This window comes from Bacteroidota bacterium, assembly GCA_016718825.1.
Lineage (GTDB): Bacteria > Bacteroidota > Bacteroidia > J057 > JADKCL01 > JADKCL01.
Genome location: JADKCL010000056.1, coordinates 1 through 14,108, shown reverse-complemented (window position 1 = coordinate 14,108; position 14,108 = coordinate 1). Strand labels below are relative to the sequence as shown.

Below are 14,108 nucleotides of genomic sequence, written 5' to 3'. Positions count from 1 at the left end.
ATGAGCGGAAATGGCTACCTTGTTTTTGCACCACAAAAATAGTCATCCCGCTCATGAGCAATATTACAATTTTCGCCCAAATGGTCAGCATTCTTCCTCGAAATTTGTTCCAGAAAGAGGTCGCTGAGCACAAGTCCGACTTTGCGTGTAAGGGATTTGATTCTTGGACGCACCTGATCTCGATGTTGTTCCTTCAAATCGCCAAATGCGAGTCCCTGCGGGACATTGCCAACGGCCTTCGTAGCAGTGCTGGCAACCTGAACCACCTCGGCGTGACGCGCGCCCCATCCAAGTCCTCGATCAGCTACGGCAACACCAACCGTGATTGGGAGTTGTTCCGGGACTTCTATTTCGCCCTTTTCGACCACCTTTCGGGTACCTTCATGGGCAACAGGCCTGGCAAGCTGAGGATCAAAAACAAGGTCTATTCGATTGATTCCACGCTGGTGTCGCTTTGCATGGAAGTGTTCGACTGGGCGAAGTACAGACAGGCCAAGGGGGCGATCAAAATCCACACAGTCCTCGACTATGATGGCTTGCTGCCCGTCTTCGCGGTGGTCACGGAGGGTAAGACGCACGACGTCATCGCCGCCCGTGGCATCTCGTTTCCCTCGGGCAGCGTGTTATTGATGGACCGCGGCTACCTCGACTACGGCCCGCTTTAAGACCAATGTCAAGGACGATGTCAAAGGACTTGAATTCATTTCCAAGTTGCGTCCAGTAGTGTACAATTTCGACACGAAGAAATTCACTGAATTCCTCACGGTAGGCATGGAAGACAGCGTGAGAAAAGGCTATATCGAAGGTGTGGACTTTGAATCCTCAACGGCCATCCGGCAAAGTGGATTCCTGGCCCAAGAAGTCGAGCGTGCAGCCGCTGAATCGGGCTACAACTTCAATGGTCTCCATAAGCCTGATCACGACAATGACAATTATAGCATTGCATACAGTCAATTCGTCGTGCCCCTCGTCAAAGCAACCCAGGAACTCAATGCCCACAATGAAAGCCAAAACGAACTGATCGACGCCCAAAAAGCCCTCATCGAAGCCCTCCAAACGCGCTTGGAAAAACTCGAAGCACAAGTGAATGGCTGCTGCGTCTTGACACAAGACAAAGCGGATGCTATTGGCAACACGCTCAGCGTTCCCAATTCCTCTCGCCTCGACCAAAATGCTCCCAACCCCTTCCACGACCAAACGGTGATCCACTACTTTGTCGCGGAAGCCTTGCCCAACACTTTCATCCGCGTGGTGACGCTGGAAGGCAATGAAATCGGCCACTATCCGATTCTGGACAAGGGAGAAGGCCAAATCTCCATCTCTGGAAACTCCCTTTCCGAAGGCTTGTACTTCTACGAATTGTACATCAACGGGGAGAAGTTTGCGACCCGCAAGATGGTATTGACGAGATAAGGACTTATTTGAGGTGCAGGAGGATGGCAGGAGCTTTTTCTTGCTGTCCTCTTGCTCACTTGGACGCAAAAAAAGAGGTAGCCAAAATGAAATTCTTGCCAGAAATCGTTCCAGAAATTTGTGTTGAAAACCAAATTCTCGGATCGCTGAAGAGGACAACAACCAATTACTCAAAAAAAATAGAACGATATGAAAAAGCACATTGTCTTACTGATCTTGGGACTTTTGATTGGATGTGGGACTTCAATGATTTCCGCCCAACAAACGTGGTACACCACTCAAAAGGGATTGCATGCCTCCGACGATGAAATCATCCACGCCATCAATTGCATTGAGGATCCCGCAAACAGTCTTTACAGGTGGTACATTGATTCGACGTTCTCCAGAAACAACTACAATGTCCATCCATCGCATCGTTCATACTCGATTGGAGCCGCAGCATCATCGCTTGGTATTCAAGCCTTGTCTGGAAACAAGACTGATTCCCGTAAATGGATGGATGGGGCACAATCAGGCTCTTGCGGACTCAGTACAGGCGTACAAGGAGCGTGTTACGCAGACGATACATCAGGCCCTGCAGCGAACCGTCTTGACCAAATTGCCCCGCAGCCATTTTACGAAACCATTGTCATCAACTATGCTGTTGAGGGAAAATTTCCCAATACCTATATAAGGATTGTCACCTTGGAAGGAATGGACAAAGCAAGATATCCTATTCAAGAAAAAGGGAAAGGACACCTATTGATTCCCGGCGACACTTTTTCCAACGGGATCTTCCTCTATGAGCTTATGGTGGATGGTGAAATGGTTGCGAGTCGAGAATTGGTCTTGACGAGGTGAGACTGTGATCATGCGAGACGAAGTGGGCTCAAGCAACACTTGGGCCCACTTCGTTTTCCTGTCAAGAAGGTGATAATTGGCGCAAAACAACAAATTGTAGGCGATATCGAAACTAGTTGATTGTTTTTTGTAATTTCGTGCTTCATGGAAATCCTATTGGCAAAGATGCAAAGATTGAAGATGGTCAAGCTTGTTGGGTTGGTGGGAATATGGATGGGAATGATGGTGAATTTTCAACCACTTTTGAGCCAGCAGATCAGCGCAGGTGTAGGACTTAGCCTGTTTGTATGCAGTGACAGCACGGCAATGGTGTGGGGTTTCGAACGTGAAGTGCCTGTCAAGATTGAAGCGCCTGAGCGCATCATTGCAATTTCTGGCGGAGGTGTGCATGTCCTGGCACTTTGTGTCGATGGTACCGTATGGGCAGGGGGACTGAATGGTGATGGGCAATTGGGACTCAATGATTCCGTTGATCGAGACACTCTCGCCCAAGTGCCGGGTCTTTCAGGCATTATAGCGATTTCTGCGGGGGGCTTCCATTCCATGGCCTTGAGATCTGACAGTACGGTTTGGATATGGGGCGGTAACGATAGAGGCCAATTGGGCGACTCGACCACTGCTGACAGTAGTGCCCCGCAGCAGGTCATGGGATTGACGGGAATTGTAGAAATTGCGGCAGGAGGTTATTTTTCCATGGCCCTACAACGCGATGGCAGAGTCTGGGCTTGGGGTTCCAACTCCCATGGGCAGGTGGGAGATAGCATCGTTGCCGACACGATTCGTGAGGTGCCTGTGCTGTTGATGGGCGTGGACAGCATTGTGAAGATTTCTGCTGGAGGATTCCATGCCCTGGCTCTTCAAAGCAATGGGCAAGCGTGGGCGTGGGGCGGAAATGAAAAAGGACAATTGGGGGTTGGCGACAATTTGGATCGTTTCATCCCGGTGCTGATGAATAATGGCAATAGTGTGACGGCGTTGGTGGGCGGCGGACGGCATACATTGGCCCTGCGTAGCAATGGCAGTGTTTTGGCTGTCGGGGACAATGAATATGGCCAATTAGGCTTGGGCGATACCATCGACAGGGATTCCCTCACAGCTTTGGGAGGTTGGATGGCCACATCAGTTGCTGCAGGATGGCTTCATTCTATGATCATTTCCCCTGACGGAAACTGCTGGGCTTGGGGGTCCAATATTGTTGGCCAAGTGGGAAATGGTACTTTGACCGATCAATGGTCGCCGACTCAAGTTCTAGGGCTCTGCCCCACATATTTTGCAGTATCAGACACCACCTACAACAACTATTTCCGGCCTACGACGAGTTTGCGCAATCGATGGATTGCAGGCGAACTCGCCTCCTCAATAGCCTTGCCGGATGGCCGAACCATCTGGCTTTTTGGCAGGAGTCATTTGGACAGTATTTCGCCCAACAATACCATACCTTGTGGGCGACAAGAGATCGACAATTGTTTCATGGTGCAAGACAGTGTGAACCTGAGCACTTTCACAACCTTTCTCGATACCGTCGTAGGCCATCCCAGTCGGTCGTATTTTCAATATCCAGCCCTAGACAGCAGTTACCTGTTGCCAGGCCATGGATTTGTGGAGTATGGTGATACCGCCACCATCTTCCTATCCCGATATGCGAATGACACCACATTCGTGGGGAATTATGCAGCACGAATAGGGATCGTCACGATGACATTGCTCGATATCACCAGATGTATTCCCGGCAATGACGAGATTGATTTTGGCAAGGCTGTGATTGTAGATTCCTTGGCAGGACAACTCTACCTCTACGGAACCAAAAAGGACAGTTCAGGAAGGCACCCCTATCTCGTGCGGAGGGAATTGGCCAACGACTCCGCGACATGGTACTATGCAACCCCGACAAGTTGGTCACCGAACATTGTCGATGCTCGGCCTATTGCCCCCATCGAAGTCTCCGACAATTTCAGTGTGACCGCCATGCAAGGCCATTATTATCTCATCACCCACAATCCCAAACCCGATCTAGTACGTTGTGGTTTGCAGCGCAATATCTTGGCCTATCGAAGCGATTCGTTAAAAGGGCCGTTTGAGGCCGTAGCCGTGCTCGCCACAACTCCCGACAGCGCGGCCAACCTGCCGATCTTTGGGTTTGGGGCCTATACGCATCAGTCTTTGACACATTGTGATTCTTTGATGCTCTCATACAATGTGCGCGACCTCGACACCGACACATTAACCAATGGCTGCACCTCGCAATGTGGATCTGGCAGCGACCAAAATGCCGATACATGGCGACCCAAATTCATCCACGTGCCTTTTCCCCTCTTGGACACCGCACTTTCCACCACCTTGACGGCAAGCTTCACAAGCTCCCACAACGGCACATTGTGGTCGTTCCACAACACCAGCCTGCTCGCAGACAGTTATATTTGGAATTTCGGCGATCCAGCATCCGGCACAAACAACAGCAGCACCCTCGTCAATCCGACCCATAACTACACTTTGCCTGGCAATTATCAAGTAACGCTAGCAGCCTTTGGTTGCGGCACAGCAGCAATCTGGAGCAGTACGATGGTCCACACGAGCGATCCATCCGAAGCCTTCCCAACCCTCCAAATTTACCCCAACCCGAGCAACGGCCAAATCCATGTCCAAGCCACCGACCTCGCCAAAGGTCCCACCACCATCGAAGTCTTCACCCTCGTAGGTCAAAAAATTCTTGACGAAACCCACGTCACTTCCGGCGGCAAGCTCAACACCCAAATTGATTTGAACGTTCCCGCCGGCATCTACCTCCTTCGATTTACCAACAACTCCAAAACGGCCACACGTAAGCTGTTGATCGAGTAAGTGATTGATGTTGAGTATTTTTGGTCGGCACGCTCCAAGGGTCCAAAGAGCAAGGCCAAACCTGTCATGGGCGAAGCGAAGGACCTAGTTTGCGCAAAGATCTGCCGCGATGATCGCATGAAAGCGGAGCAAATCCATTCAATGAATCAAGTCAGCCGATTAAAGAGTTGCCGCGATGATCGAATGAAAGCGGATCAAACCCAACCAATGGAAAAAGTCAGCCGATCAAAGAGCTGCCATGAAGATCGAATGAAGGCTGACCAAACCCAACCGATGAATCATTCAGCTGATCAAAGATCTGCCCTTGTGTAGCGATGACCATCGATCAAATAGTTGCCATCCTGAAAATTCTGCAAATCCTGAAAATTCTGATCCAGACAGGCCCCAACGAACTCAAATGGAAATTCCTTGAAAGCTAGCAAATGGTCAATCCAACTTCATGAGTCGAAACCGCACTTCCATTCCTGAACCAGAGACTCGGAGGTAATACAACCCTGCAGCAACGTTTTTGACATCCAGGAAAGTGTCCAAGAGGCCGCCTTCGGAATCGCGCGTTTCTTCCTGAACAACACGTCCCAGGCGGTCAAAGAGCGTGATCAAGACACGGCCGTCCTGAGGGAATGGCCCTGCAATTCGCAAGGTCGTTTCAACAGGATTGGGCCAAATGGCCAGTTCCTTTGAAGAATGACCATTCAACTGAGATGTCAATGTAGTATCCAGTGTTTCAAACGGCCAAACATTGCTCCAATCAGATAGCCGGGGTGTGTTGGTGGCCCGAACCTTCTAGTAATAGATTGTATGATGGAGCAGTGCACCTGTCACGGTATCTGAGCCACTTGCGTAAAGCGTAACGTAATTGAAGACGAAATTTGTGTCGACTGAATATCGAACTTCATAGTTTAGATTGCCTTGTACATCCGACCAATCGAGTTGAACGGCATTCAAAGGCTGGTTTTGGCTTCCGTTTGATGGAAATACAAGTGTCGGTGTTTCAAGGATTGTAAAAAAGGTCCTTGAATTGCTCCAATTCCCATTGGAAGAGCAGTTCAAAGCCCTAACCCTCCAAAAATACTGCATGCCGGAATTGAGGCCTCCGACAGTAACGGCGTTCGGACCTCCTGTCAAGCCCGAAACAACGATTTGCGTATATTGAAGGTCAGCTGAAATTTGGTATTCAAAATCAGCTGCATTTGCAGGGTTAGACCAAGCCAAAGGCAAATTGCTGAGCGGTTGGTTGATCGCTTGGTCAGCGGGAAGGGCCAAAGAAACGCTTCCTGCCGGCATCAACCGGAGATAATACGACCACACACTGCTCCATGGGCCAAGTACGCCGCGAGGTCCGATGGCACGCACACGCCAATACCGCCACTCACAAGTGTCACGCGGTGGATTGGGAAGCGGAGAAACGTCTGGCACCAATGTATCCAACACTACCTGGGAAAAGGCTGTGTCGCGTGCCACCTGCACTTGATAGGATTCTGCATAAGGGACCCAATCAAATTCAAGGTACCAAGGCCAGGAAGGAAATCCTAGCCAGCCATTTACCGGATGGTCCAGATCGGGAGCGCCAAGGGTCTCAACCTCATTAAATGGCTCATTGGTCACAACAGGAAGATTGTAATCAAAATAGATGCTGGCCTGATTGAGGATCGAATCGCCAGCTTGGAGATGGGTGGCTGCCTTGATGCGGAACTTTACAAAACCATGGCTTGCTGCTTCATTGGTGTTGCTGTCTGGGAGCTCAATGTTCTCAAACAACCACTCCACGATTCCCTGACCACGCATCGACCAGGTGCACCCATGGCTCGCCGAAATAAGCTCGATCGTAGGCAATTGAAGACTGCTTCCAAGCGTATCGACGATACGGACCCTGAAGGCTGTATCCGTTCCTGTATTTTGAAACCGAATCATGTACTCCAGAGGAAAGCTGGGACTCAGCTCCTGCGTGAGGATCACGCCTTCAGGCTCGACATGCTTATCGTTTGGATCCCAAGATCCAGTGATCGTCACTTCAAGTGTGTCGACGTTGTTTCCCGGCGTCGTATCAGAGGCGAGTGGGTTGGCGATGGCATAGTATTGCACCTGAGAATTGAGACTTGCTGATGGAGAAAGTACCAGCGAAAGCCAGATGTCAAAATATTGCTGGGGATGAAGGTTCGAATAACTCCAGTCAGCACTATCGATTCCATAGGACAATTGGACGGGATTGCTGTAATCAAAAGTGAAGAGTGTATCGAAACGCAAGACAACGGTGCCCGAGAGGGTATCTGTTCCCACGTTGCGGCAGCGAATGCGGTAGGAACGCGAAAATCCTGGTCGAACAGGGCCGTAGTTCACCACATCCACTTCGAGATCCTGGATATTGGGAATGGGTTGCAGCGCAAAATCATAGCCGTTCAACACCATGCCATAGTCGGGCAGGATGGCCGTGTGGGAAACGGGTACTACGGTGCGGTAGGGTGGAGGCGAAGGGATTCCCAAAGTAAAGGTCCCTGTATCGAGAATGGCAAAATATCTTCCGTTGCTTTCCGTATCAAATACGTCTCCTCCGGGCGAAGTTGCGATGACCGCGTTTTCCACCAGGACGTCCGTAGAATCGAATGTCCCATTGAAGTTCCAGTCATCGAAAACCACGCCCGAAACGGCACTGTATTGCGCATTGACCTTCGCCACATATCCGGAATAGCCAAAAGTCCACCGCGTAAGTGAATCTCCCCCCAAAACCGCGAACCCATGAAAAGACCCTGTCGAATAGATATTTCCGAAAGTATCGACCGCGATATCAAAAGCATTGGGGGCCAATCCCACATCACGCTGGGACCGAGCCACCCATTTCGCAGTCCCAGAGGAGTCATAACGGACACACAACAATGGTGATGAACTGCAGCAAACTGGAAAAACATGTTGGTCGATTGCCACGGTACATGCATTGCATCCCTGCACTGTCAACCCACTGGCAACATAAAAATCTCCATTTCGGCCAGCTGCGATTGGAAAATCATCATTTGGAAAGCCTGGTGCTGACGGTTGATCAGCGAACTCTTGCCATAGCAATGTCCCGCTGGGTGAAAACTTGGCAATGAACCCCGATGTACCTACAATCGTCACGATAGGCGCCCCGTCAAGCGTTCCCCAACCTGAATAATAGGCTGTGAGCAAAAGATTCCCGTAGGAATCGATCGCCATGCTGCCAGGCAGCGTATAGCCCGCCGAAGCGATCGTGCGTGTCCACAGCAGGGTGCCATTGGGGCTGATTTTTGCGATGGTAAAATCAGGGTCACCGGTATTGACGATTGTAGTGCCACCAATGAAAACGGAATCATAAACAGCAAATGCGGCGTATGTGTTGCCATCATCGTCCACCGCCATGGCATTCTGATAGTGGGAGGATCTAAAGACAGGAAAAGCCCAAAGGGGATTTCCCGAAGGGTCGAATTTGATGATCGCAGAATTTCCAGTTGGATGGTTGTAACGGAAGGTATCTTGTCCAAAAAACAAGGTCGAGTCCCAAGCAACGTAGGCATAGCAGTTGTTGGCGGTATCAGCTCGGACCAGATGATCTACCTGATAGCTGCCGCCATATCTGGAGCCTCCATGCCTGAAGATCCATTGGTACTGTCCCCCTGTATCCAATCGAGCCACAAAAAAACTTCCAGGATTCCCGTAAACAGTGGAGGTATCGGATCCAAATGCCAGCGTATCCGTTGCCTCACCGGCAATTAAAAAGGTATTGTCGGGTGCGCGCGTGATATCGTGGACCTTGCAGGTGCTTCCAGGGTAGCCAATCGGGGAATACCAAGCCACATTCCCAGCAGGATCCATTTTAGCAACAAAGCCATCGACTCCCCCGATTGCATTGTAAAGGTTGCTCCCACCGATATTAATCTGGACATTGTTGAAGCCGCATACATACGGCGCGGCGCTTTCAGAGATGGCCACACCATTGATATAGCTGTTTCCATAGATCTGCCTTCCCCATTCAAAAACCTGTCCCATTGCGGTGGAAACCGAGATGAAGGTGAGAAACAAAGAAAGGAAGAAGTACTTCATGGCATATAACCTTGCTATATTTTGCAAATGCAAGTTATTACTTTTTAGGCGATAAGGTGTACTTCAGGTTGGAAGGAAAACTAGAATATACCTAACGAATGACATGGACAATTCATTCCACTTGAAGTAGCTGATAGGATCGGGGGCATTAAATGATCCCATTCTGATCCCGTCCTGAATTGAAAAAGCCCAGCGAGTAGCCGAGCTTTGCTCTTAAGGCCTTTCATGTACACCCAGCGGCACAAAGTTCGAACCCATTGTGGAGGGATTTCGGGCTTGTCGATGGCTTTGCGGATGACCTGAGAAGAGGCCGATGTCTGCGAACATCTCAAACGCTAAGGTCCCATAACAATGAAGACAGGAATGCACATTCACACCCATGTCTGCCAATACCCACAATGATCGATCGAGTTTCAAGCCAAACAATTCCTGAATTTCACGCCCCACAAATAGGTAGAAGCTAAAATTCCATTTTGATGAGCTTTGACGAATAAGCTTGTCTGTCAGCACAAAAGCCGGCTTTTCTCCATACCCGAACACTTTCGATTGATCGTCAAGAACGAATCATCCCCCCGTCTCCATCGAAACAGGGGGATGCTTTACTGAAGAACCTCAACGGTCTACTTCACAATCAATTTCGCAGTGCTTACCTGCCCTTCGGAATTGAAAAGCGACAGAAGATAGATACCCGGCGACCATGTGGTCAGATCGAGCGTTGTACTGGAAGCATCTCCGGCAAGCGGTGCTTGATACATCATTTTACCTGCTATATCAAAGATCCGCAAGGATCCACCCAAAGCGTTGTCCAGGACATACTCGACTGTCACCTGCGTTTCTGCGGGGTTCGGGAATAGGTGTAGGCTTTCTTGACGTACATCCTGGATATGGCGGCCTTCCAGGGCAATTTCTGGAAGGTTGATCGCCTTGAGGAGGTGCGGATGCGCACCTATGCCTACATGCATCCAATCACGCGCATCGTCGGCAAATTCCAACCTTGCATTGTCAATGGCCGCAAGTTCATTGATTTCAGAGTCCGTCAAATTCTCAACCGCACGTCCATGCAGCGCAAGTTGTTGATCAATGGATTCGACAGTTACAAAGTCTTTGAAACGACTATCTGCATTTTGCAAATCCACAAGGGCAGCCAAGGCTGCATCAGATTCACCCATTGCATTGTGGTAATGATAATTAACCCAAGCCTTTTCTGCTGGCAAAAATTGAACATTGGTGCCTATCCAAGCCTTGAACGCCGCGGCTACATCCGCAGAGCCGCCGTCGAGCAAGGCTTCGGTCAAAGCGGCTGCGATGACAGCTTTGGCATCACCGAATTTGTCCGATTCAAATTCTGAATAGTCGCCACTGATCAAACGTTGAAGCATCTGGATGGGGCCTGTCGTGAACTGATCACAAACTTCATTGTAACCGATCGCGGAGTTTCCCGATCCGATTTGCAGCCCGCAACTTGCGATACTGTGATAAGTGCCATTGCCGATCAAGGTCACCCCTGCACTCACCGTGCTGATGCCGTAGTTTCCATACCATGTCTGGGATTGTCCATTGGAATGGATATCCACTGCACCACCCAAAACATTGTTGCTCACGAAGGTATTTCGTCCAGCTTGGGCAGGTGTGGCGATGCCTGTACCTTGTGCGCCATTGAACCGAAAAGTAACGATACCACCTCGGGTGTAGTTGTAGAGATAATTGTTGCGCATTCTCGGCATTGCCATCAGATTGGATTGATTATTGGCAACGATCCCAAAGGAAGCATCCGTAATACAATTCCCGCGAATATCCACTGAAGGCAGAGATGACACAAGGTGATTGTAGAAAATTCCCTCTGAAGGATGCGCGTTGTCAAGTTGCAAACGCATTTTGATTTCGTTGCAACTGACAGTGTTGGAGGCACCACCTTGCACCACGATACCTACGACGTTACAGTTCGTGAGCTTATTTTCGTCGATGGCGGAGTGATTACATCCATAGAATTGGATACCATTGGTGAAGCCGTCCACAGTATTTTCCTTGACATTGATAAACGTGCCAATTTCGATGCTGATGGCTGCACCATATCGGTTGAAAGTGCCTGCTTCATTGGAGTTGATCAAGTGGTTTCCCAGTACAGAGGAATTTGTCGTGCCTACCAACAAAATCTGGGTTTCAAATTGGGCGAACCGTTGCGTGACCTCGATCGCATTGTTTTCAATCGCAGCTCGGGTGCCGCGATTCATTTGCACTGCATGGCGATTGTTGGTGAATTGATTGAGAGAGATTCGACCAATGCAATTGTTCCAAATGATACCCCCAAGCGTAGTCGTGGCAACATCACTCGTGTTGATGAAACTATTTTGTGAGACTTGTCCAACAAATGTAGTAGCCACTGCGCTGATGCCTTCGAATTCCTGTGAGAAAGAAGTAATACACTGCCCGTTAGGGTTTTTGCTTCCCCAAACTATTGGACGATTATCGACCGTGAATCGATTGCCAGTGATGCCTTCCAGCATGTTCAAGCGGGCGACACCCGGCATTCTGATGCCATGGAGACAAGTGACGAAGCTATTGTCCGTGATCCGCACATCGTAGGCAGCAGTCTTGTTGCCCGGGGCGCTTTCCAATCGAATAGCATCCACAGCATTCTTAAACAGACATCCATCCACAGCCCCTGATGTATGCGTCGTACCGGTGGAGGTGAAGAAAATCCCTTCCCAGGAATCGTTATCCCCACAAGACCGGAAGGTGGAATTGTTCGCCTCCAACCGCGCTCCATTGATGAGGGTGATGCGGGTGCAAGGCGCGAAGACAATATCGGATTCAGAAATATCCAGCACAATGCCATCGATGGTCACGTCAGCTCCCACATAGACTTTGCCCGCCCATACTTGTCTGCCCGAGGGGGTATTGGTCTGGTTGGTGGTCGGTCATTGGGGACAGTGATGTGGCTGAAGCTAGGTTCCATGGCGGCGAAGCAGGAAGGGCCACACGGGGGTTGGGTGTGAAGGGCGGGGTGGTTGAGCATTGGAGTGACGGTATTGCTGACCCACCCGCTGTCGGAGCGTACCATATTGATGGTATTGTTATGGATATGTGATGTCATGCTAATACCAATCGGGCTGGAGATGCAATTGCCATCAATGGCATCAAATTCGCCGTAAGCATTCGACATAACTAGCAAAATATTTTCATCCGTTTCGCCTGGAGCAATGGTGGTCGCTGCAAATGCAAGTCGTGCTGTTCCAGAATTGATAGAAATCAACTGTTGTTGACTTGTCCAGTCATAGAATTCCTATGCCAGAGCCTCCATATTGCCTAAACCAGTTTGTGGTTCCATTGCGATTGATACTCATCATCCAAAGTTGATTTGAACTGTGCCCATTGGTGGTGACTCCATTCAACCTTCCTTGGCCAAATATGACAAAACTGCCAAGACCCATTCCCGGTGCTCGGATTACTTCAGCAGCTTCCTCATACTGAAAATCCGCAATGTCAATTTCCCAGCCTGCTAGTTCATTCGTCGTCTGATTGTGAATCGAAAAGAAGGAGCTTAAACCAAAACCATTGCTATGGAAATCTCCATTGCCGATAGTAACTGGTGAGGCATCATCATCAAGGGCTACGTCCGTGGAATATAACCTTGCATGCTGAACGCTATCAACCAAATAGGTATGTTGATTATTGGGGATTATCGTTCCCGTTGTTCCATTCATACGCACGAGTCCTGGCCGTAAAAACATGTCACCGCCAGAGTGCCCAAGCCTGCCAGTGATGAATAAGTCTTGACCTTGTATCACTGATGCTTCAAAATCTTCAGGACCCCCGACATCGTAACGATGCGGAATTCGTGATGGTCGTTCCTGGTCTGCTTGTCAACCCATAGACGACGTCCAATTATAGTTTGATAACAGGCACCCATTACAACATAGTAAGTGAAGTTAGTGCCCAGGTCCTGAATATTTTTAGGTAGTAAAGAATTTGTGCCAGTTGGGAAGTCCTGCATCCAATCCATCACCAAATTTCTGGTCATACGGAAAATATATCCCCCATATTGAGTGCCAGCAGTAGGAAGTTGGATTCCAGTTCCAATGAGAAAGCTGTCATTCGCGCTGAACTTAAGATCGGTGAGAATATCCCGAGCCCCGACATCAGACACCATAAATGTCGTTTCCCCAAGTATGTATCCATTGTAATCCACCATCATGATTAATGTGGAGTCACGCCGGTACCCACCAATGTACATCCGCTGATGTACAGGGTCGTCACAAAGCACACGCCCACCTTCATTTGCATTGTCCGTGCCAAAGGTATACACGCCAGTTTGGGCATTTGAAATGTTAAAATTCAACCCCAAAAGGGCAATCAAACTGCACAGCCACAATCGTGCGGCCTTGTGCAATACTCTTGTTCTTTTCATTTTAGATAAAGTGTTTTTGAAGACAATTGAAACGATCTCAGCGAGATCATGACAATATTACGCTTGTGGATGCGCAGGCGTTAGCTAGAGTGCGCAGGTGTGCAGGATGCGTGATCATCTGCGACGAAGCTTAGCTTACGTGTGATTAGCATCTGTAAAAATGGCTATTGCTGGTATGTTCCTAAACCCCCCTCGTATATTCCGACAGCTTCGCCAAAAACGCATCACGCTTCCGCGTGGATACATCGAGCTCTTTTTTGTTGGACATTTCCACACTGCCACCTCGGCCTTTGTGATAGGCCTTGATGTGTTGCAAGTTGACGAGGTATTTGTCGTGGATTCGGAGAATGGCTTGTCTGACAGCGACGTCTCGTAGCTCCCGAGGGTGTTTGCGACCGTATATTTGCCTATCTCGACCAAATGAAAGATGGTGTAATTGCTGTCTGCCTCACAATAGATGACGTCTCGAATGGCGACAACCTTGAACCCTTCCAAGGAAGGCAAAGCGATGCTGTCCTTGAATGGGGGAAATGACCGGCACCTGGCATTCAATTGTTTC

Annotated in this window: 9 protein-coding genes and 1 pseudogene; 4 read left to right on the top strand and 6 right to left on the bottom strand. The window is 49.4% G+C overall.

Annotated features, from left to right (window positions below; all coding sequences use genetic code 11):
• The first annotated feature begins 53 nt into the window (after nt 1-53).
• From IPN95_28415 to IPN95_28400, 4 genes and pseudogenes are all read left to right on the top strand, one after another.
• The gene (locus IPN95_28415) at nt 54-665 is read left to right on the top strand and encodes an IS4 family transposase (protein MBK9453247.1); all 612 of its coding nucleotides are present in this window, start codon (nt 54-56) and stop codon (nt 663-665) included.
• Nucleotides 655-1,413: pseudogene (locus tag IPN95_28410) on the top strand (tail fiber domain-containing protein). Before IPN95_28415 ends, IPN95_28410 begins: the two are co-directional and overlap by 11 nt.
• A gap of 189 nt (nt 1,414-1,602) precedes the next feature.
• Complete coding sequence (locus IPN95_28405; protein ID MBK9453246.1) at nt 1,603-2,253, top strand: hypothetical protein; 651 nt, start codon at nt 1,603-1,605, stop codon at nt 2,251-2,253.
• Nucleotides 2,254-2,418: 165 nt separating this feature from the next.
• The gene (locus IPN95_28400; protein ID MBK9453245.1) at nt 2,419-5,091 is read left to right on the top strand and encodes a T9SS type A sorting domain-containing protein; all 2,673 of its coding nucleotides are present in this window, start codon (nt 2,419-2,421) and stop codon (nt 5,089-5,091) included.
• A 426-nt stretch (nt 5,092-5,517) separates the two neighbouring features.
• On the opposite strand, the gene IPN95_28395 is transcribed toward IPN95_28400, so the two are convergent.
• The 6 genes from IPN95_28395 to IPN95_28370 all read right to left on the bottom strand — a co-directional run bounded on the left by IPN95_28395 (nt 5,518) and on the right by IPN95_28370 (nt 13,952).
• Entirely contained in the window at nt 5,518-5,799 is a 282-nt protein-coding gene (locus IPN95_28395; GenBank protein ID MBK9453244.1) for a T9SS type A sorting domain-containing protein, read from the bottom strand.
• A 75-nt stretch (nt 5,800-5,874) separates the two neighbouring features.
• Complete coding sequence (locus IPN95_28390) at nt 5,875-9,141, bottom strand: hypothetical protein (protein ID MBK9453243.1); 3,267 nt, start codon at nt 9,139-9,141, stop codon at nt 5,875-5,877.
• Between the two features lie 620 nt (nt 9,142-9,761).
• Nucleotides 9,762-11,999 (bottom strand): T9SS type A sorting domain-containing protein, encoded by a 2,238-nt coding sequence (locus tag IPN95_28385; GenBank protein ID MBK9453242.1) that lies wholly within the window; start codon nt 11,997-11,999, stop codon nt 9,762-9,764.
• 414 nt (nt 12,000-12,413) lie between these two features.
• Nucleotides 12,414-12,929, bottom strand: a complete 516-nt coding sequence (locus IPN95_28380; protein ID MBK9453241.1) for a hypothetical protein — start codon at nt 12,927-12,929, stop codon at nt 12,414-12,416.
• Entirely contained in the window at nt 12,926-13,549 is a 624-nt protein-coding gene (locus IPN95_28375; GenBank protein ID MBK9453240.1) for a hypothetical protein, read from the bottom strand. The genes IPN95_28380 and IPN95_28375 overlap by 4 nt, the downstream gene beginning before the upstream one ends.
• 181 nt (nt 13,550-13,730) lie before the next feature.
• Entirely contained in the window at nt 13,731-13,952 is a 222-nt protein-coding gene (locus IPN95_28370; protein MBK9453239.1) for a LytTR family transcriptional regulator, read from the bottom strand.
• Nucleotides 13,953-14,108 lie beyond the last annotated feature (156 nt).